Origin of the sequence: Methylobacterium marchantiae, from assembly GCF_042679825.1 — a bacterium.
Taxonomy (GTDB): Bacteria; Pseudomonadota; Alphaproteobacteria; order Rhizobiales; family Beijerinckiaceae; genus Methylobacterium; species Methylobacterium marchantiae.
The window spans coordinates 52161-72597 of record NZ_JBHTND010000017.1; the positions used below are offsets into that span (position 1 = coordinate 52161).

At 69.9% G+C, this 20437-nt stretch carries 15 protein-coding genes; 4 read left to right on the plus strand and 11 right to left on the minus strand.

Annotated elements, in window-relative coordinates; all coding sequences use genetic code 11:
• Positions 1 to 15: 15 nt before the first annotated feature.
• From ACFQ4G_RS13625 to ACFQ4G_RS13635, 3 genes are all read right to left on the minus strand, one after another.
• A complete protein-coding gene (locus ACFQ4G_RS13625) occupies positions 16 to 1716 on the minus strand; it encodes a lysine--tRNA ligase (protein ID WP_238207393.1) in 1701 nt (566 codons plus the stop codon).
• Positions 1717 to 1851: 135 nt separating this feature from the next.
• Entirely contained in the window at positions 1852 to 2814 is a 963-nt protein-coding gene (locus tag ACFQ4G_RS13630; RefSeq protein WP_238207394.1) for a pyridoxamine 5'-phosphate oxidase family protein, read from the minus strand.
• A 27-nt stretch (positions 2815 to 2841) separates the two neighbouring features.
• On the minus strand, positions 2842 to 3456 hold the full coding sequence (locus ACFQ4G_RS13635) for a glutathione S-transferase family protein (protein ID WP_238207395.1): 615 nt from the start codon (positions 3454 to 3456) through the stop codon (positions 2842 to 2844).
• Between the two features lie 139 nt (positions 3457 to 3595).
• Here ACFQ4G_RS13635 and ACFQ4G_RS13640 point away from each other — a divergent pair, with 139 nt between their 5' ends.
• From ACFQ4G_RS13640 to ACFQ4G_RS13650, 3 genes are all read left to right on the plus strand, one after another.
• Positions 3596 to 4504: a LysR family transcriptional regulator gene (locus tag ACFQ4G_RS13640; RefSeq protein ID WP_238207396.1), complete on the plus strand. Its 909-nt coding sequence runs from the start codon at positions 3596 to 3598 to the stop codon at positions 4502 to 4504.
• 154 nt (positions 4505 to 4658) lie between these two features.
• Entirely contained in the window at positions 4659 to 5822 is a 1164-nt protein-coding gene (locus tag ACFQ4G_RS13645; RefSeq protein WP_238207397.1) for an MFS transporter, read from the plus strand.
• A 61-nt stretch (positions 5823 to 5883) separates the two neighbouring features.
• The gene (locus ACFQ4G_RS13650; protein ID WP_238207398.1) at positions 5884 to 6954 is read left to right on the plus strand and encodes an NAD(P)H-dependent flavin oxidoreductase; all 1071 of its coding nucleotides are present in this window, start codon (positions 5884 to 5886) and stop codon (positions 6952 to 6954) included.
• Positions 6955 to 6987: 33 nt separating this feature from the next.
• On the opposite strand, the gene ACFQ4G_RS13655 is transcribed toward ACFQ4G_RS13650, so the two are convergent.
• Positions 6988 to 7806 carry a transporter substrate-binding domain-containing protein gene (locus ACFQ4G_RS13655; RefSeq protein WP_238207505.1) on the minus strand — a complete coding sequence of 273 codons (819 nt, stop codon included), beginning with the start codon at positions 7804 to 7806 and terminating at the stop codon, positions 6988 to 6990.
• Positions 7807 to 7956: 150 nt separating this feature from the next.
• Here ACFQ4G_RS13655 and ACFQ4G_RS13660 point away from each other — a divergent pair, with 150 nt between their 5' ends.
• A complete protein-coding gene (locus ACFQ4G_RS13660; RefSeq protein ID WP_238207400.1) occupies positions 7957 to 9825 on the plus strand; it encodes a glycosyltransferase family 2 protein in 1869 nt (622 codons plus the stop codon).
• Between the two features lie 4 nt (positions 9826 to 9829).
• Here ACFQ4G_RS13660 and ACFQ4G_RS13665 read toward each other — a convergent pair whose 3' ends face one another.
• From ACFQ4G_RS13665 to ACFQ4G_RS13695, 7 genes are all read right to left on the minus strand, one after another.
• On the minus strand, positions 9830 to 10408 hold the full coding sequence (locus tag ACFQ4G_RS13665) for an SCO family protein (protein WP_238207402.1): 579 nt from the start codon (positions 10406 to 10408) through the stop codon (positions 9830 to 9832).
• Between the two features lie 96 nt (positions 10409 to 10504).
• Positions 10505 to 11995: a siroheme synthase CysG gene (cysG, locus tag ACFQ4G_RS13670; RefSeq protein ID WP_238207404.1), complete on the minus strand. Its 1491-nt coding sequence runs from the start codon at positions 11993 to 11995 to the stop codon at positions 10505 to 10507.
• A 15-nt stretch (positions 11996 to 12010) separates the two neighbouring features.
• Positions 12011 to 14689: a nitrate reductase gene (locus ACFQ4G_RS13675; protein ID WP_238207406.1), complete on the minus strand. Its 2679-nt coding sequence runs from the start codon at positions 14687 to 14689 to the stop codon at positions 12011 to 12013.
• 235 nt (positions 14690 to 14924) lie between these two features.
• On the minus strand, positions 14925 to 16529 hold the full coding sequence (locus ACFQ4G_RS13680) for a sulfite reductase subunit alpha (protein WP_238207407.1): 1605 nt from the start codon (positions 16527 to 16529) through the stop codon (positions 14925 to 14927).
• Positions 16526 to 18313 carry a NirA family protein gene (locus tag ACFQ4G_RS13685; protein WP_238207409.1) on the minus strand — a complete coding sequence of 596 codons (1788 nt, stop codon included), beginning with the start codon at positions 18311 to 18313 and terminating at the stop codon, positions 16526 to 16528. Before ACFQ4G_RS13685 ends, ACFQ4G_RS13680 begins: the two co-directional genes overlap by 4 nt.
• Before the next feature lie 11 nt (positions 18314 to 18324).
• Positions 18325 to 19548, minus strand: coding sequence for an NAD(P)/FAD-dependent oxidoreductase (locus ACFQ4G_RS13690; RefSeq protein ID WP_238207411.1), 1224 nt, complete (start codon positions 19546 to 19548; stop codon positions 18325 to 18327).
• Positions 19549 to 19564: 16 nt separating this feature from the next.
• Positions 19565 to 20359: an ABC transporter ATP-binding protein gene (locus ACFQ4G_RS13695; RefSeq protein WP_238207413.1), complete on the minus strand. Its 795-nt coding sequence runs from the start codon at positions 20357 to 20359 to the stop codon at positions 19565 to 19567.
• Between the last annotated feature and the right edge of the window lie 78 nt (positions 20360 to 20437).

Here is a 20437-nt window from a genome sequence, read left to right on the forward strand (position 1 = left end):
CGGTGAGGTCGAGAGTCACGATAGGGCGGTCGTCTCGGTCGAGGCCGGCAGGAACGCGCCGGACAGGGCTTTCTCGATCAGCGATTGCGTCTCCGCCACGCCGTAGAGCGCGATGAAGGAGCCGAAGCGCGGTCCGCGCGCCTCGCCGAACAGCACGTTGTAGATCGTGCCGAACCAGGCCTGCGACACGCCGGGGCGCCCGTCCGGGCTCTTGGCCTTGCCCGACAGATCGGGGAAGTGACGCCGCCCGACCTCGTAGACGATGGCCTGCAGCCCTTCCGGATCGGTCGAATCCTTGTGGGCCTCGAGGGTCGCCGACAGGTCCGTGAGCGCCGCCCTCTCCTCCTCCGTCGCCGCCCGGTAGACCTTCGCCGGACGCACGAGATCGCGGAAATAGGCGAGCGCGTGGCCGACCAGCCGGTCGAGCACGGGATGTGTCCGCGGCCCGATCTCCGGGTCGTAGCGGCGGATGAAGCCCCACAGGACCGCCGGATCCTCGGTATTGGCCACCGCCGCGAGATTAAGCAGCATCGCGAAGTTCAGCGCGCCGCCCTTGCCCACGGCTTCGGCCGCCGGCGGATGACCGGCGTGGAGATGCCAGACCGGGTTGCCGAGCTGCTGGGCCGGCTCCTGGCCGGGGAACTTCTCGAGGAAGTTCAGGTAATCGTCGACCTGACGCGGGATCATCTCCACGAACAGGCGCTTGGCCTCGCGCGGCTTGTTGTACATGAACAGAGCGAGGCTGTCGGCGGTGCCGTAGACGAGCCAGTCGTCGATCGAGAGGCCATTGCCCTTCGACTTCGAGATCTTCCTGCCCTCCTTGTCGAGGAAGAGCTCGTAGTTGAAGCCTTCCGGCGGTTCGCCACCGAGGGCGCGGGCGATCTCGCCCGAGAGCTTCACCGAATCGATCAGGTCCTTGCCGGCCATCTCGTAATCGACGCCGAGCGCCACCCAGCGCATGGCCCAGTCGGGCTTCCATTGCAGCTTGGCATGGCCGCCGGTGACCGGGGTCTCGTAGGCGGTGCCCGTCTTCGGGTCGCGCCAGACCAGTGTGCCGGCGCTCACCCGCACCTCGTCGATGGACACCTGCATCACCTCCCCCGTCTCCGGGTGCAGCGGCAGGAACGGCGAGTAACTCGCCGAGCGCTCGGCCCGCAGCGACGGCAGCATGATCGCCATCACCGCGTCGTAGCGCTCCAGCACCGTGAGCAGCGCCGAGTCGAACAGGCCGGCCTTGTAGCATTCGGTGGCGGAGCGGAACTCGTAGTCGAAACCGAACGCGTCGAGGAAGCGGCGCAGTTCGGCGTTGTTGTGCGCGCCGAAACTGTCATGGGTGCCGAACGGATCGGGCACCCTGGTCAGCGGCTGGTTGAGTGCCGGGATCAGCATCTCCTTGTTCGGCACGTTGTCCGGCACCTTGCGCAGGCCGTCCATGTCGTCCGAGAAGGCGATGAGGCGGGTGGGGACGCTGTCGTTGGTGAGCACGCGGAAGGCGTGCCGCACCATCGAGGTGCGGGCGACCTCGCCGAACGTGCCGATATGCGGCAGGCCCGACGGTCCGTATCCGGTCTCGAACAGCACCTCCAATTTCGGCCTGCGCTCCAGCCGCGCCACGAGCTTGCGCGCCTCCTCGAACGGCCATGCGGCCGCGTTGGCGGCGGCCTCCACGAGGGCGGGATCGAGGGCGAGCGGGGACGAAACAGGCGGGGCGGACATGGGAAAAGCGTCAGTTCTGCGAGAAGAGGCGGGACGCCCGGAGAGGACCGAGCGGGGCCGGGCACCCTAGGGAGCGTGTCCGGGAGGGTCAACGCAACGGCCGTGACGGTCTTGGACTGGAAGGTGGTTCTCGGTTCACCCGTCCCGGCCGGGCGATCGGGGAGCAGCCCCCTCCATCAATCCGCCGGGCCGTTGGACGATGGTTCGGGGCGTGAAGCGCCAGAGCCGCTCCGCCCCCGGAAGCGTCGCGATCTCGGGAGCGTCGAGGATCACCTCCGCATGCCCCGTCATCTGCAGCATCTCCCCGGTGGCGAAGTCGAGGAAGACGAGCCCGGCGCGGGGATTGATGCGGATATTCCCGAGGGTATTGAAGAACCGGTTGCCGGAGTAATCCGGGATCGTCAGCACCCCGTCCTCGCCGATCCGCACGAACCCCTCGGGGCCGCCGCGATGCGAGACATCGACCTGCCGTTCGTCATCCTGCCGCTCGCCGTCCCGCCCATCGACATAGGTGGCGACGAAGAAGGTATCGGCGCCCGAGACGAGCGCGCGGGCGCGGTCGTCGAGGCGATGCCCGATCTCCGGAGCCGCCGCGGTACTCGTCTCGGATCGGGATGGGTCCCGTCCGATGTCGACGCGTCTGACCTGGATGTATTGCGGGCAGTTGCCGAAGCTCTGCCGGGCGCGGATCTCGAAACCGTCGCCCTCCCCGCGCCGAACGGTTCCGTTCAGGCGATTGCGCCGCCGGGTCGCGAGGTCGATCCCGAGCAGACCGACGGACGCGCCGTTCGCGAGGCCCACCTCGGCGGGGTCTCCGGGTTCGGCGATGCTGCGAACCCGGAGATGGAAGGGGTCCGGCGCATCGAGGAAGCCCGGTGCTCCGGTGCGCAGCGTCGCCCAGACGTCTCCGGCCGGGTCCACCGCCCCAAGCACCACGAAGGGCAGATGCCCGTAGAAATCGCGGTGCTGGTCGATCATCCGGTCGCGGATCACCCGGGGGCCGATCTCGGCCATCCGCCCGGCGCTTCCGGCATGGTCCTGGATGGCGATCTCGCCCGGATGCCACGGCGAGGCTGGCTGGTGTTCGAACGGCGACATGGGAGACCTCCCGCGACGGGTGTGGGTTCAGATTGCGTGCAGGCCGACCGGCGACCTCGGAAGGGGAACGAAGCCAGGCAGCGCTTCCATGCGACCGAGCCAGGCACGGATGTCGGCATAGGCCGCGAGGTCGACATTCCCTTCGGGCGCGGCGGCGATGTAGCTGTAGAGGGCGACGTCGGCGATGGTCGGACGGTCGGCGGCGATCCAGGACCGGCCGGCGAGTGCGGCATCGATGCGACCGAGGATCTGGTGGGCCCTGGCCAACACCTCCGCGGCATCGAAGGAGGCACCGAACAGGGTGATCAGGCGCGCCGCCGCCGGTCCGAAGGCGATGGGCCCGGCCGCAACGGAGAGCCAGCGCTGCACCCGTGCCGCGCCGGCAGCATCCTCGGGCAGCCAATCGGTGCGCCCGAGTTTCTTCGCCAGATAGATCAGGATGGCGTTCGAATCCGGCACCACGTCGTCGCCGTCGACGAGCACCGGCACCTGACCGAACGGGTTCAGCTTCAGAAATTCCGGTGCCTTGTGCGCGCCGCCCGCGAGGTCGACCTCGACGATCTCGCATTCCGCGCCCACCAGGGACAGGAACAGGCGGGCCCGGTGTGCATGCCCGGACAGGGCCATGTGAAAGAGCTTCATGATCGGCCTCCTCGATGATCGGACGGGAGCGCCCGCCACCTCCGCATCAGAGACCGTTCCGCAGATTGCGTGAACCGGCATTCCCTGCAATCGACTGTTTCGCGAAATGGAATGATCGGCAGGTCTGGGAGATGGCGGAATGGACCGGTGGCAGTCGATGCGGGTCTTCGTCCGGGTCGCGGAGAGCGGCAGCTTCGCCGGTGCCGCCCGCCAGCTCCATATGAGCCCGCCGGCCGTCACCCGCGCGGTGGCGTCCCTCGAGAGCCGGATCGGGACACGACTGCTGACGCGCACCACGCGCTCCCTGAAGCTCACCGAAGCGGGCGGACGCTATTTCGAGGATTGCCGGCGGATCCTCTCGGAGATCGAGGAGGCGGAAGCGGTCGCCGCAGGCGCCTACGCCACGCCTACCGGCACCTTGACGGTGACCGCGCCGGTGCAGTTCGGCCGGCTCTACGTGCTGCCCGTCATCGTGGACTATCTCGCGCTTCATTCAGCCGTCGGCGTGCGCGCGCTCTTCCTCGACCGGGTGATCAACATGATGGACGAGGGCGCCGATGTGGGAATCCGCATCGGCGCCCTTCCCGATTCCGGGCTCGTCGCGATCCGGGTCGGCACCGTGCGCCGAGTCCTCTGCGCCACGCCGGACTATCTCGATCGGCACGGAACACCCGGGATGATGCGGGATCTGCAGGATCACGCCATCATCGGCTCGATGAGCGCGGGATTGCTGGGAGGAGGCCGTCCGGGCGGCAAGGGACGCATGGGCGTCCCTCTTCGTCCCCGCTTGATCTGCAATACGATCGACGCGGCCCTCGCGGCCGCCCTCGCCGGCCAGGGCATCGTGAACCTGCTGTCCTACCAAGTCGCGCCGTCCGTCGCCGAAGGCCGGCTCAAGCTGATCCTGGACGATCCGGACGCGGCGCCGATGCCGGTCCACATCGTCAGTTCCGAGGGGAGGCGCGCGCCCGCGAAGGTGCGTGCCTTCATCGACCTGGCCGTGGAACGGCTCCGGGCCGACCCGATGGTCAATCCCGACCGTTCCTGAAGGGCAATGAACGACGCCTGCCCGCGCTTCTTCCGGCGCACTTCATACGTTTGCCGCGTCCGGGCCGCAGAATGCGCATCCGTCTCCCGCGGATTTCGGGATTCCTCCGAGATCCGTGAGCCCCGCAAGGCTCGCCGAGCCCACCAAAGGCCCCATGACCGCGACCGTCTTCGCCGAGCCCTCACCCGTCGCGCGATCCGAGCGGCGCTCGACCCGCCTGCTCTTCCTCATCGTCGGTTTCGGCATCGCGGCCTGGGCGCCGTTGGTGCCGTTCGTGAAGGCGCGGGCCGGGCTCGATGACGGCAGCCTCGGCCTGCTGCTCCTGTGCCTCGGGATCGGCTCCCTCCTCGGCATGCCCATGGCCGGGGCGCTGGCCCTGCGTTTCGGTGTCCGGCCGATGCTGATCGCCGCGGTGGCCCTGATCTGTCTGACGCTGCCGCTTCTCGCCCTCGTGTCGCAGCCCCTGCCCTTGGCCGTCGCGCTCATGCTGTTCGGCGCCGGCATGGGCGTCCTCGATTGCCTGATGAATCTCCAGGCCGTCATGGTCGAGCGCCGTGCGGGGCATCCGCTCATGTCCGGCTTTCACGGCCTCTACAGCCTCGGCTGCATCGTCGGTGCGGCCGGTTTCAGCGGGATGCTGAGCGTCGGGCTCTCGCCGATCGGCGCCACCCTCGTGGTCGTCGCCTGCATCGCCGTCGCGCTTCTGGCGGCGCTCCCCGGCATCCTGCCCGCCGAGGGCGGCGAGAGGGGCGGCGATGCCGGACCGCCCTTCGCGATCCCGCGCGGATCGGTGCTGCTCATCGGCCTGCTCTGCTTCGTCGTCTTCCTCACCGAGGGATCGGCGCTGGATTGGAGCGCGGTCTTCCTCATCCAGGAACGCGGCTTCGCCGCTTTCCAGGCCGGCCTCGGCTACGCCGCCTTCGCCCTGACCATGACCGTGGGCCGGCTGACCGGCGACGCGATCGTCTCCCGGATCGGCCGCACCCGCATCGTCGCCCTCGGCGGCCTCCTCGCCGCCGCCGGTCTCCTCCTCGTCATCGGCGTTCCGTCCCCGGCCGCCGGCCTCCTCGGCTATGCCCTGGTCGGTGCGGGCTGCGCCAACATCGTGCCCGTGCTGTTCACGGCGGCCGCGCGCCAGGAGGTCATGCCGGCGCGCCTCGCCATTCCGGCGGTGACGACGCTCGGTTATGCCGGAATCCTCGTCGGCCCCGCCGCCATCGGCTTTCTCGCCCACGTCACCAGTCTGTCCGTCGCCTTCCTCGCGGTGGCGGCCCTGCTCGTCGGCGTCGCGGGAAGTGCCACGTGGTTGCGGACCTGACCGCTCCCTTCGCGGACGGATCGTGTAGACAAGGCGTCTTCGGCCGGAAGGAATGCGCATCATGTGGTCCGACAGACGCTTCCTCGATCTCGTCGGGTTGGAGCATCCGATCGTCCAGGCGCCGATGGTCGGAGCCAGGGGCAGGCTCGCGGCCGCCGTCTCCGCCGCCGGCGGTCTCGGCTCCCTCGCCTGCGCGGCCCTGAATGCGGAGCAGGTGCGCGACGAGGTCTCCAGCATCCGCGAGGTGACGGACCGCCCCTTCACCCTCAACTTCTTCTGCCATGTTCCGGCTGCCGCCGATCCCGTCCGCGAGGCCGCGTGGCGGGAGAGGCTGGCGCCGTTCTACCGGGAATTCGATCTCGATCCGGCGGCGCCGATCGCCATGGCCAACCGCGCGCCCTTCGACGAGGCGATGTGCGCGGTGGTGGAGGATCTGCGCCCGAACGTGGTCAGCTTCCATTTCGGTCTGCCGGACGACACCCTGCTGTCCCGCGTGAGGGCGGCGGGCTGCCTCGTCTTCTCCTCGGCCACCACGATGCGGGAGGCGCGCTGGCTCGAGACGCGCGGCGTGGACGCGATCATCGCGCAAGGAGCCGATGCCGGAGGCCATCGGGGCATGTTCCTTACCGAGGCGCTCGAATCCCAGGTCGGCACCTTCTCTCTGGTGCCGCAGGTGGTCGATGCGGTCCGCGTCCCGGTGATCGCGGCGGGCGGGATCGCCGATGCGCGCGGCGTCGCCGCCGCCCTCGCGCTCGGCGCCTCGGCGGCCCAGATCGGGACTGCCTACCTGCTCTGCCCGGAGGCCGGTGCAGCCCCCGCCCATCTCGCGGCCCTGCGGTCGGCACGCGACGAGGACACCGCGCTCACCAACGTGTTCACCGGCCGCCCCGCGCGCGGACTCCTGAACCGCGCCATGCGCGAACTCGGCCCGGTGAGCCCCGAGGCGCCGGCCTTTCCCATGGCCGCTCCGGCGCTCCAGCCCCTGCGCCAGAGGGCGGAGGCGGAAGGCTCGGGCGATTTCTCACCGCTCTGGTCGGGTCAGGCCGCCGCCCTGGCACGGGAGATGGCGGCGGCGGACCTCACGCTGCGACTCGCGGAAGGGGCACGCTCGATCCTGCGGAACCGGGAATGAGGCCGATCCAGGCTTCCGGCAGGCACCCGACGGTCAGAACGGGCTCACGGGGAAGAACCGCAGGTACAGTTCGGCATATTTCCCCTCGTCCCAGACCCGCTGGAGGGCGTCGTCCAGGGCGCGGGACAGGGCGGTGTCCTCGCGCCGGGTCACGAGGCCGATGCCCTCGCCGAAATAGCGGTTCTCCAGGTAATCGCCGCCCACCAGCGCGCAGCAATTCGAGGAATCGATGCCGCCGATCCACAGGGCGAGGTTGAGGCCGTCGGCGAAGACATAGTCGACGTCGCCGCGCCGGAGCGCGCCTTCCGCCGTGGCGAGGTCGGTGAAGTCGCGGCCCTCGGCCTTGGGGAAGAAGGCCTTGAGGTAGGCCGCGTGGGCGCTGCCGCCGACGACGCCCACGGACTTTCCCGCGAGCGCCTCGGCCGACGGAGCCGGAAAGCCCTTGTCGGTGCGCGAGGCGAAGCGCGCGGGCCAGCGGAAGTAAGGCCGGGTGGCGAGGAAGCGGCTGCGCAGGGTCGGCGTCAGCGGGATCGCGGCCGCGACCACGTCGCCCTGCCGGTCCGCCAGGGCGTCGAGCAGCGTATCGAATCGCCGGGCCTGGATGGTGCAGCTCATCGACAGGCGCTCGCAGACCGCGCGGACGAGCTCCACCACGAAGCCGGTCGGCGTCCCGTCGGGCCCGGCGAAATGCAGGGGCGGGAACTCGTCGTCGGTGAGGAAGCGGATGGCGCGCGCGGTCTGGGGCGGCTCGATCCGCTCGAGACGGCTGCGCGGGTTCCAGAAATTCGGGATCGTCACGCCGGGAGACGCAGGCTCCTGCGTCTCTGCGGACAGGGCCGGGAGCGGCGCCATGAGCAGCGCCGTCACCAGCAAAGCGCCCGCGCACCAGACGGCACGGCTTGACGCAAGGGTTGTGTTGATGTCGCACTGGTTGTGCGCGGGAATCGGCTGGCTCACGGTTCTCCCCCTACCACGTTCCCGGGCCTCGGGGAGCCGGTTCCGGTGTCGATCCTCGGTTTCAGGAGCCTGCGCGGCGAAACGGTGGCACTGCCGCTCGAAGTCGCGTTCCTGCTGGGCCATGCCGTCCCTCCGACATTGCTGGCGAGGGCCGCCGCCCTGGCGCGGGCGAGCGGCACCGATGCCGCAACGGCCCTGATCCAGGCCGGGCTGATGGAGGAGGAGACGTTCTATCGCGCCCTCGCGCTCACCCTCGGGGCGCGTTTCCTCACCGATCGCCTGCCCCTCGGGGCGGGCGCCCGCTTTCCCGACAGCCTGATCGCCGGCGTCGCCCCTCTCGCGGCGGGGATGGGCACGGCCTTCGTCTACGCGCCGCGGGGGCGCGCCGTCGTCGAGCTGCTGGAGGGACGCAGCCCCACCGGACTGATGCCGGCGATCACCACGCCGACGGCCCTGCGCCGCGCGCTCTTCGCTCAACGCCCGGAAGCGATCGCGGCTCATGCCTCGGGCGAGCTCTTCAGGCGACGGCCGGACTGGGCCTACAACGCCGCCCCGGTGGCGCCCCTGATCGCCCTCGCGAGCCTGATCTTCGGGGCGCTCCTCGTCGTCCTCGCCTGCCTCCCGGCGCTCCTCGTCACGGTGGCCTGGATCGTGGTGCAGGTCGGCTTCCTCGCCCTGCTGACCTTTCGCGTGGCCGCCATCGGGCCGACCAGCGGCATCGTACCGGACCACCCGCCCGGGGAAGGGCTGACGGATCGCGACCTGCCGGTCTACACGGTGTTGGTCGCCCTCTACCGGGAGGCGGCGGTGGTCCCGCGTCTCCTCGGGGCGCTGACGCGGTTCGATTATCCGGTGGCGAAGCTCGACATCAAGCTCCTCACCGAGGCCGACGATACCGCGACGGCGGAAGCGCTCTCCCGCCTCGCCCTGCCGGCGCATGTGGAGGTCATCGTGGTGCCGCGGGGCCTTCCCAAGACCAAGCCGCGCGCTCTCAATGCGGCGCTGCCGCTGGCGCGGGGAAGCTGCCTCGTGGTCTACGATGCCGAGGACGTGCCGGATCCCGGCCAGTTGCGGGCGGCGGCCGAGGCCTTCGCCCGCGCCTCCCCGCGCACCGCCTGCCTGCAGGGACGCCTCGTCATCGACAATGCCCGCGATTCCTGGCTGACCCGGTGCTTCGCCCTCGAATACACGGCGCTGTTCGACGTGCTCGGCCCGGCGCTCTCCGCATGGCGCCTGCCGACGCCGCTGGGGGGCACGTCCACCCATTTCCGGACGCATATCCTGCGCGCGGTCCATGGCTGGGATGCCTGGAACGTCACCGAGGATGCCGATCTCGGCCTGCGGCTGGCGCGGGCCGGCTACGATGTCGGCGACCTGCCGAGCAGCACGATCGAGGAGGCGCCGGCCCATTGCAAGCCCTGGCTCAGCCAGCGCACCCGCTGGATGAAGGGCTTCCTCCAGACCAGCCTGACCCATGGCCGCAACCCGCTGGTCACCTTCCGCGAACTCGGCCCCCTCGCGAGCCTATGCGCCCTGGCCCTCGTCCCCGGCACGGTGGCCTCGGCCCTGGCCTACCCGTTCCTGATGCTGCCGGCGGTGGTCTCGCTGTGGCCGAGCCGGATCGAGGCGGGAAGCGATTTCTGGTCGAACCTGCCAACCGGCACCGCGATCACGGTGCTCGTCTCCGGCTTCGTGGCGATGCTGCTGCCCGCCTATATCGGCTGCCGGCGCCGGGGCTGGCACGACCTCGTCCCCTTCGTGCCGCTGCTGCCGGTCTATTTCCTGCTCGTCAGCCTCGCGGCCTGGCGCAGCGTCGTCGAACTGATCCTCGCGCCCGACCGCTGGAACAAGACCGAGCACGGCCTGTCCCGCACCTCGCGCAGCGGCGCGCTGAAGCCTCACGCGCCACCGTGAGGCGTCACATCGCCCTGGCGAGTTCCGCCGCGGTCTGGTCCGCCGGCTTGGTCAGGTTGAGGGCGCTGACGAAGCGGTTCTTCGCGTCCATGATGTAGACGAGCGACGTGTGCTCCATCGTGTAGTCGTCGCCCTTGGTCGGCACCTTGCGGACATAGGCACGATAGGCCTTCACCGCGGCGGCCACCTCTTCCGGCGTGCCGGTGAGGCCGACGATGCGCGGATCGAAGCTCGCGAGATAGGTCTTCAGTGCCTCCGGCGTGTCGCGCTCCGGATCGACGGCAATGAACAGCGCCTTCATGTCACGGCCCTTCGGCCCGAGAGCCTGGAGCACGTCGCCGATCTGCTGCAGCGTCGTCGGGCAGATGTCGGGGCAATGGGTGAAGCCGAAGAACACGAGATGGGCCGCACCCGCGTAATCCCGCTCGGTGACGCGCTTGCCGTCCTGGTTCGTCAGGGTGAAGGGACCGCCGACGCTGCTGGTCGCCACCTGCCCGGCCTGCGGCACGAGCAGCACCGTTGCCGCGACACCGAGCGCCACGAGGCCGATGGCGAAGAGGATGAGGGGAAGGGCGCGACGCATGGGAAGCCTTCAGGCTCGTTCCGGATGAGGCGGCTGGAAGAGCATGGGCGGGAGACCAGGGCAACCCGACAGAGCGTCGCCACCGGGTGCACGCCGTCAGATGACGAGCCTGTCCGGCTCGGCGGTCTCACCGAAACCCGCGGCACCATGGCGCCGCAACGCCTCCCCCACCATCAGCAGCGCCGGCCCCTCGAATCCCGAGGCCTCGACCCCGTCCGCCAGATCGGCGGCCGTGCCCGCGACCACCGCCTGGTTGCGGCGCGTGGCGTTGAAGACGAGGAGCGCGGTGGTGGCCGGGGCGAGGCCTTCGGCGATGGCGCGCTCCAGGAGAACCCGCAGGGTCTTCTTCGGCATGTAGACGACGGTGGTGACGCTCGGATCGGCGAGCGCGCCCCAGTTCAAATCCTCCGGCAGGCTGCCGCGGCGGTCGTGGCCGGTGACGAATTGCAGGCGTCGCGCCGCATCGCGATTGGTGAGCGAGACGCCGAGCGAGGCCGCCGCCCCCTGCGCCGCCGAGATGCCCGGCACCACGCTCACCGGGATCCCGGCGAGATGACAGGCGTCGATCTCCTCGCCCGCCCGGCCGAAGACGAGGGGGTCGCCGGATTTGAGACGCACCACCTGCTTGCCGGATTTGGCGAGCTGCACCATCAGCGCGTTGATGTCGTCCTGGCGGCAGGACGGGCCGTGTCCGGTCTTGCCCACCAGCATGGTCCGCGCCTCGCGGCGGGCATAATCGAGGATCTCGGGCGCCACGAGGTCGTCGTAGAGGATCACGTCGGCATTGCGCAGGGCCCGCAGGGCTTTGAGCGTGAGAAGTTCGGCATCGCCCGGCCCGGCGCCCACCAGGGTCACCGCTCCGCCCTTCGGCGCGGCTTCGGTCTGGCCGAGGAGTTCGGCGAGATCGGTCTCTGTCGGAGCCCGGTCGGGCTCGGCGAAGGCGCGGTCGGTGAACCGCTCCCAGAAGGCGCGGCGGTCGGAGAAAGCGTGGAAGCGGCCGGTCACCTCCTCGCGCCAGTCGCGGGCGGCACCGATCCAGGCCTTGAAGCCGCGCGGCAGCATGCCCTCGATCCGGGCGCGCACGGTCTGGCCGAAGACGGGAGCGGCACCCTCCGTCGAGATGCCCACCACCATCGGCGAACGGTTGACGATGGCGCCGAATTTCACGTCGCAGAGATGCGGCCGGTCGACCGCGTTGACGATGGCGCCGGTCTTCCGCGCCGCGGCGACGAAGGCGATGCAGTCGGCCTCGTCCTCCATGGCGCCGATGCAGAAGGTGGCGCCGTCGAGGTCGGATGGCTGCCACTGGCGCTCGTGCAGGGTGACGCTGCCGGCGACGATCTCGCCCGGAACGGCGCGCAATTCCTCGCTGGGTTCGGGGGCGTAGACGTCGACATCGGCCCCGGCCGCGGCGAGGAGCTTCACCTTCCATGGCGCGCCGCCATTGGAGCCGGCCAGCACCGCGCGCTTGCCCTGCAGCGGCACGAAGACCGGCAGCACGGCCAGGGGTTCGAGGCCGGCGGCCTCGCCGCGTTGACTGGCGATGCCGGCGGGCCGGGTTTCACGGGGCTGGCGGGGCGTATTCATGCTCGGAAAATGAGCCTATGCGGCGTCGCGCGCAAGCGCCTGCGGCAGCAGCTTGCGGATCTCTGGGATGCACGAGCCGCAATTCGTGCCGGCCTTGCAGGCGGCACCCACCGCCTCGACGCTGTGGGCGCCGGCGGCGATCGTGGCCGTGATGACGTCGAGCCCGACACCGTGGCAGGCGCAGACGGTCGGCCCGGCGGAGGCCGTCTCGGCCCGGCCGGAGAGCAGGGCGCGCCGGGCGGAGGGCTCCAGTTCGGGGGCGGCGAAATAGGCCTTCTCGGATTCCCAGCCGGGTTTGGCCTCACTCGGTGCCAGGGCGAGGCAGGCGACGAGGCGGCCCTCCTCATAGGCGGCGAAGCGGTAGCGGCCCCGGGCATGGTCGGCGTATTCGGCGATCTCGAGGCCCTGGAACATTCCCCGCAGCATCAGCGCGACCTCGCGCGAGCTCTCCTGCGTGGCGAAGTGCAGGCCGGAGCCGCCCTGGATCGTGGCGCGCGCCCACCACCAGCCGGCGGGCAGCGATGTCGGCGTACGGGTGAGGAGGAAGCCGCGGCTGCGATAGGGGGCCGGCGCGATGGCGGCCGGCGTCGCCTTCAGCTCGGGCTGGCCGGAGACCGGGTCGGGGATGCCGCGGGCGAGCGCGCCGACGCGGCCCTCGGAGGCGGTGGCCGCGCTCCAGTGGAAGGCGGCGAAGAGGTCGCCCCGGCGCATCCCCTGCCCCACCATCACCTCCAGAACCGCCGCCCCGTGGGCGGTGGAGACGGTGGCGAGGCCGCCATGGACGAGGCCCATCGCCGCCGCGTCGTCGGGGTGGATCTCGACGAAGGGCACGTCGCGATGGGCGGAGAGGCGCTGGCTCTTTCCGGTGCGGGTCATCGTGTGCCAGTGGTCGCGTACCCGGCCCGTGTTGAGCACGAAGGGGAAGCCCTCGCTCACCGGCTGAGCCAGGACCGGCGGCTGGACCGCGACGAAGCGGGCGCGCTTGTCGAAGGTGAAGAACTGCCCGTCGGCGAACAGGCGCTGCCTGCCGTCCTTGGCCCCGCGCTTCGTCAGCGGCCATTGCAGCGGCTTCGTGCCGGCATAGGCTGCATCCGAGATGTCGCTCACCGCGCCGATGTCGAAATCGCGGGTGCCGTTGTTCTCGAAGGCCGAGAGCGACGCGTGCTCGCGGAAGATCGCCGCCGCGTTGGGATAGGCGAAGGCCTCGCCGTGGCCGAGCCGCTTGGCCACGTCGCTGATGATCGCCCAATCGGCCCGCGCCTCGCCGGGGCTCTTGAGAAAGCTGCGCTGGCGCGAGATGCGCCGTTCCGAATTGGTGACGGTGCCGTCCTTCTCGCCCCAGGCCTGGGCCGGCAGGAGGACGGTCTTCCGGCCCGTCGCCATGGCGGTGTCGCTGTCGGCCACGGCCTCCGAGACCACGTAGAGATCGAGCCCCTTGATCGCCTCGCGGATCGCATCGGCGCGGGGCATCGACACGACGGGGTTGGTGCCCATGACCCAGAGGGCCTTGATCTTGCCGCGCTCCACGGCCTCGAACAGGGCGACCGCCTTCATTCCCTCGCCGGTGATGATGCGCGGCGCGCTCCAGAAGCGGCGGACCCGGTCGACCTCCTCGGGGGCGAAGTGCATGTGGGCGGCCAGCATGTTGGCCAAGCCCCCGACCTCGCGCCCGCCCATGGCGTTGGGCTGGCCGGTGAGGGAGAACGGCCCCGCGCCGGGCTGGCCGATACGGCCGGTGGCGAGGTGGCAGTTGATGATCGCGTTGCCCTTGTCGGTGCCTTGCGCCGACTGGTTCACCCCCTGCGAGAAGGCGGTGACGACGCGCTTCGTCTTGGCGAACAGGGCGAAGAACTGGCCGATCTCCGCCTCGCCGAGGCCGGTCGCTGCGGCCGTCGCCGCGATGTCGGGGGCGATGGAGCGAGCCCGCTCCAGGGCGCCGTCGAGCCCCGTCGTGTGGTCGAGGACGAAGCGGTAGTCGAGCGCGCCCGTGCTCGCCAGATGGACGAGGAGACCGGAGAACAGGGCGGTGTCGGTTCCGGGCTTCAGGCCGAGGAAGAGGTCGGCCTCCTCCCCGGTCTGTGTCTTGCGCGGGTCGATCACCACGAGCCTGGTGCCGCGCTTGGCGCGGGCATCGACCATGCGGCGGAACAGGATCGGGTGGCACCAGGCGGTGTTGGAGCCCACCAGCACGATCACGTCGGCCTCGTCGAGATCCTCGTAGCAGCCGGGCACCGTGTCGGAGCCGAAGGCGCGCCGGTGCGCCGCCACGGCGCTCGACATGCAGAGGCGCGAGTTGGTGTCCACGTGCGGGGTGCCGAGGAAGCCCTTCGCGAGCTTGTTGGCGACGTAGTAATCCTCGGTGAGGAGCTGGCCGGAGAGGTAGAACGCGATCGCATCCGGGCCGTGCTGCTCGGCGACCTTGCGCAGGCCGCCGGCCACGGCGCCCAAAGCCGATTCCCAGCTCGCCCGCACGCCGTCGACGGAGGGGTGCAGCAGGCGGCCGTCGAGGGACAGGGTCTCGCCGAGCGCCGAACCCTTCGAGCAGAGGCGGCCGAAATTGGCGGGGTGCTCGGTATCGCCGGCGATCCCCGCACCGCCCTGCCCGTCGGGGGTGGCGAGGACGCCGCAGCCGACGCCGCAATACGGGCAGGTGGTCTTCACCGCGGCGGCCGGTGCCTGGACGTGCGCGTTCATGGCGAGATCCTCGGCGGATGTGGTGTCATCGGGGTGGCAGCAAAAGTCGGGCCGGGCACGTGCAAAAGGCGTTTCGACCCCACCACCTCATCCTGAGGTGCCGAAGCGCAGCGAAGGCCTCGAAGGAGGGCTCCAGTTCGAGCTGCGATCCCTGGACGGCTCCTTCGAGGCCCGCTGACGCGGGCACCTCAGGATGAGGGTGTGGCAGGGACGCGTTGAGGCGGGCGTTACCCGCTCAATACACGTCGGCCTGATACCGTCCGGCCTTCTTCAGCGCGCCGAAATAGGCCACCGCCTCCTCCGGGCTCTTGCCGCCATGGCTCGCGGCGACGTCGATGATGGCGCGCTCCACGTCCTTGGCCATGCGCTTGGCATCGCCGCAGACGTAGAAATGGGCGCCGCCCTCGAGCCAGTTCCAGAGTTCCGCGCCGCTCTCGCGCATGCGGTCCTGGACGTAGGTCTTCTCGGTGCCGTCGCGCGACCAGGCGAGGGACAGGCGGGTGAGCACCTTGTCGTCCTTCAGCCTGGTCAGCTCGTCCTTGTAGAAGAAGTCGCTGGCCTGGCGCTGGTGGCCGTAGAACAGCCAGTTGCGGCCCGGAGCCGCCGTCGCGACGCGCTCGCGCAGGAAGGCGCGGAACGGGGCGATGCCGGTGCCCGGCCCGCACATGATCACATCCTTCGACAGGTCCTCCGGCAGGGCGAATCCATGCGCCTTCTGCAGGTAGACCTTGACCCGCGTGGTCTCGGTGAGGCGCTCGCCGAGATGGGTCGAGGCGACGCCGAGACGAAGGCGCGAGCGGTGGTTGTAGCGCACGGCGTCGACGGTGAGCGAGACCCGGCCCGGATCGGCTTTCGGCGAGGACGAGATCGAGTAGAGACGCGGCTGCAGCTCGTCGAGGGATTCGAGGAACACCTCGGCATCGGGGCGCGCGCCGGGGAACTTGTGCAGGGCGCCGAGCACGTCGAGATAGGCGGCGTCGCCATCCGGGTCCTCGCCGGCCGACAGCGCCTGCGCCTTCTTGCGCGCCTCGCCGGAGGTGAGGAGCGAGAGGAGCTGGTAGAGCCCGTCCGGCGCGCCGCCGAGGGCGTAGTCCTTGAGGAGGCGGTTGCGAAGGGTCTGGCCGCCGATGATGCGCTCCGGCCGGGCACCGAGTTCGGCGATCACCGCATCCACCAGGGCCGGCGGGTTCGAGGGGAACAGGCCGAGGGAATCGCCGACCACGTACTCGATCGGCGTGTCGGTGAGGTCGATCTCGATGTGCCAGGTCTCCTTCTCGCCGCCCGGCTCGTTGAGGCGGCGGCGGGACAGGAACACGGCCTCCACCGGGTTCTCCCGGCAATAGCCGAGCGGTCCGAGCGGCGCCGCTTCCCTGACCTCGCCCTCCCCCGCATCGGCCTTTTTCGCGGCGCCACCGCCACTTGCGCCGAACTCCTCATCCAGCTTCTTGAGCATGCGGAGGGTATCCTTGCCCCCCGGCTGGCACAGGTTCAGGCGCTCTTCCTTCTTGAGGAACAGCGCGTTGGCATAATCCGCGCAATTGTAGCCGCACTGGCCGCAATCCTGCTGGGCCATGGCGGCCATGAGCTTCTGCGGCTCGGGCCGGTCCTTGGCCATCTCCATGCGGTCGGGGAGTGGCATCGACGGGTCGTGCCAGGGTGCGTCGTCGTTGTCGGCGAGCTTAGGCCCGGTGCCGACATCACCGGGCGCGAGGGCCGTCGCACCTTCCACGGCGGGGCCGAGCAGGGCGGCGAAGTATCCGGACAGCCACGAGCGCTGGTCCGGATTGAACGGGGCGTTCTCGGGGATGAGAACGAGCGGGGGGCTGACGTGCTCGCTCATGCTGCGGCCTTCAGGACGGGTTGATCTTCGGCGAGGCTGCGGAGGGTCTCGGGGCCGGTGCGGGCGGTGAAGGCCTGGAAGCTCTCGGCCTGGCTCTCGCGGCGGGCGAGGTAGCTGCGCAGCAGCGCCTCGATGCGGGAGGGGCAATCCTCGGCCTTCACGGCCTTCCAGATCTCGGTGCCGATCTTCGGGCTGTCGCCGAAGCCGCCGCCGACGACGATGTCGTAACCCTCGACGGTGTCGCCCTCCTCCGAGACGACGACCTTGGCACCGATGAGGCCGATATCGCCGATATAGTGCTGGGCGCAGCTATGGTGGCAGCCGGTGACGTGGACGTTCACCGGAACGTCGAGCTCGGTGAGGTTGGCCTCGATGTAGTCGGCGATGATGAGGGCATGACCCTTGGTGTCGGAGGCGGCGAACTTGCAGCCCTTGTTGCCGGTGCAGGCCACGAGGCCGGCGCGGATGCTGGAGGCCTGGGTGGTCAGACCGAGGGCGGCGACGCGCTCCTCCACCTCCATCACCTTGGCGTCCGGCACGCCGGAGAACAGGAAGTTCTGCCAGACCGTCATGCGGATGGCGCCGTCGCCGCATTCGGACGAGATCCTGGCCAGTTCCCGCATCTGGTCCGAGGTCATCTTGCCGACGGGCAGGATCACGCCGATCCAGTTCAGGCCGGGCTGGACCTGGCTGTGAACGCCCACATGGGAGAAGCGGTCCATGGGCCCGCGCGGGGCGAGATGGGCGGGATCGACCCGGTCGAGCTTGTAGCCGAGCTCGTCCTCTACGGCGGCGAGGTACTTGTCGAAGCCCCAGGCATCGAGGACGTACTTCATCCGGCTCTTGTTGCGGTTGGTGCGGTCGCCGTTCTTGATGAAGACCCGCAGGATCGCGTCGGCGACCTTGTTGCAGGCCTCCGGCTTCAGGACCACGCCGGTATCGCGGGCGAGATCGCGGTGGCCGGAAATGCCGCCGAGCACGAGGCGCATCCAGATGCCGGGCGCGACGGCGGCCCCGTCGAGAACCTTCACCGCCTGGAACCCGATATCGTTGGTCTCCTCCAGCACCGGCATGACGCCGCCGCCGTCGAAGGCGACGTTGAACTTGCGCGGCAGGCCGTAGAGCGAGCGGTCGTTGATGATCCAATTGTGCCAGGATTTCGCCAGCGGCCGTGTGTCGAGCAGTTCCTGGGCGTCGATTCCGGCCACCGGCGAGCCGGTGACGTTGCGGATGTTGTCGGCGCCCGAGCCCCGCGCGGTGAGCCCGAGGTCGATCAGCCCGTCGAGGAAGGGCTGGCCATGCTCCGCCGTGATCTCGCGGACCTGCAGGTTGGCGCGGGTGGTGACGTGGCTGTAGCCGCCGCCATGGGCATCCGCCAGATCGGCGATCCCGGCGAATTGCCAATGCTGCAGGATGCCGTTGGGGATGCGCAGGCGGCACATGAAATCGCCGCTGGCCGGGGCGAGCCAGAACAGGCCGTGATAGCGCCAGCGGAAATTGTCCTCGGGCTTCGGCGCCTTGCCGGTGGCGGCCTCGGCGATCAGGCGGTTGTGGCCCTCGAACGGGTTCTCCGCCCGCTTCCACTTCTCCTGGTCGCAGAGCTTGCCGCCGGCCTTCACCGTGGCGTCCTGCGCCTTGATGTGGATCGCGTCCGGCCCGGTGGGTTCGGAGGGGGCGGCGGCGCCCTGCCCCAGCGCGAGGCCGCCGGTCAGCCGGGCGGCGGCGATGCCCGAGGCGAAGCCTTCGAGATAGCGCTTCTGCTCGGCGTTGAAGTCGTCAGCCATGGAAGCCTCCATCATGCTGCCAGGGATTGGGAATCGGGTGCGCTGCCGCGCCCGAACATGAGGTCGTCGCGATGCCCAGCGATGGGCTCGCCGGTGCGGATCAGCGTCTTGCACCAGCCCTGCTCGGAGATGTCGCCGACGAAGACCGCGCCGAGGAGCTTGCCGTCGCCGATGATCAGCTTGCGGTAGAGACCGAGGCCGGGATCCGACATCACCACCGTCTCGGCATCCTCCGGCGCCTCGATGGCACCGGCGGAGAAGACGGGGAGACCCGACACCTTGAGGCTGGTGGCCAGCGAGGTGCCGAGATAGGCGGCCTCCTCGCCGATGAGATGGCGGCTCAGCACCTCGGCCTGATCGTAGGCGGGTTCCACGAGGCCGTAGACCATGCCGCGATGCTCGGCGCATTCGCCGAGCGCGAAGATGCGGGGATCGGAACTCGTCATCCGGTCGTCGACCTTGATGCCGCGTCCGACATCGAGCCCGGCGCCCTGGGCGAGGACGGCATTGGGCCGTACCCCCACCGACATCACCACGAGGTCGGCCGGCAGCACGGTGCCGTCCGACAGGACGAGGCGCTCGACCCGGCCGTCGCCCTCCACATGGGCGGTATCGGCCTTGAGCAGTACCTTGACGCCGCGCGATTCCATGGCCCGCTTCACCAGGCCGGCGGCGTGGTGGTCGAGCTGGCGCTCCATCAGCCGGTCCATGACGTGGAGCAGGGTGGTGTCGACCCCGAGCCGGGCGAGGCCGACGGCGGCTTCCAGCCCGAGCAGGCCGCCGCCGATGACGATGGCCCTCGCCCCCGTGATCGCCGCCTTGCGGATGGCGGCGACGTCGGCGAGATCGCGGAAGGTGATGATGCCGGGCAGATCCATGCCGGGCTTCGGCAGCCGGATCGGCAGCGAGCCCACCGCCAGGACGAGCCTGTCGAAGGGCAGGACATGGGTCTCGCCGACGATGACGAGGGCGTTCTCGCGGTCGATCTGCGTCACCGGGGCGCCGGTGATGAGACGGATGCCGTGTTCCTCGTACCAGTCGAGGCCCCGGAACGCGCAGGCCGCCTCGTCCACCTCGCCGCCGAGCAACGACGAGAGCAGGACGCGGTTATAGGCCGCCTGCGGCTCGGCGCCCACGACGGTGACGTCGTAGAGGCCGGGCGCGCGTTCGGTCAGCCGCTCCAGGAAACGCAACGACGCCATGCCGTTGCCGATGACCACCAGACGTTCCTTCATGACGGACGTCCGATCCTCACGCCGCCATGGCGGGTTTGGCGTGGCGGGCATAGAGGAATTCCAGCACCGCGGCGCGGGCATGGGTGTAGGTCGCGTCTTCCACCAGTTCGAGGCGGCGGCGGGGACGCTCGAGCTCGACCTTCAGGATCTCGCCGACCGTGGCCGAGGGGCCGTTGGTCATCATCACGATGCGGTCGGACAGCAGCACCGCCTCGTCGACGTCGTGGGTGATCATGATGACGGCGTTCTTCAGCCGCGCGTGGATCTCCATCAGCGAATCCTGGAGATGGGCGCGGGTGAGCGCGTCGAGGGCGCCGAACGGCTCGTCGAGGAGCAGCACCTTGGGCTCCATCGCCAGCGCGCGGGCGATGCCGACACGCTGCTTCATGCCGCCCGAGATCTCGTTCGGACGCCGGTCGGCGGCGTGTGTCATGTTCACGAGGGCGAGGTTGTGGTCGATCCACTCGGAGCGTTCGGCCCGGGTCTTCTTGCCCTTGAGCACCTTCTCCACGGCGAGCGCCACGTTCTCGCGCACGGTGAGCCAGGGCAGCAGGGAATGGTTCTGGAACACCACCGCGCGGTCGGGGCCGGGGCTGTTGACCTCCTTCTCCTCGAGGAGGACGCCGCCGGTGGAGGCCTTCAGCAGGCCGGCGACGATGTTGAGCACCGTCGACTTGCCGCAGCCGGAATGGCCGATCAGCGAGACGAACTCGCCCTTGTCGATCTTCACGCTGACATCGCGCAGCACTTCGTTGGTGCGCCCGCCGCGGGTGAAGCTGATGCCGACATTCTCGATGCTGAGATAGCTCATGGGTCTCGTGTCCCTTGGGTCTCGGGTCTCTGTGCGAGAGGCGGTCGAGGTCCCGGCGCGGGGGAGCGCCCCCCACGC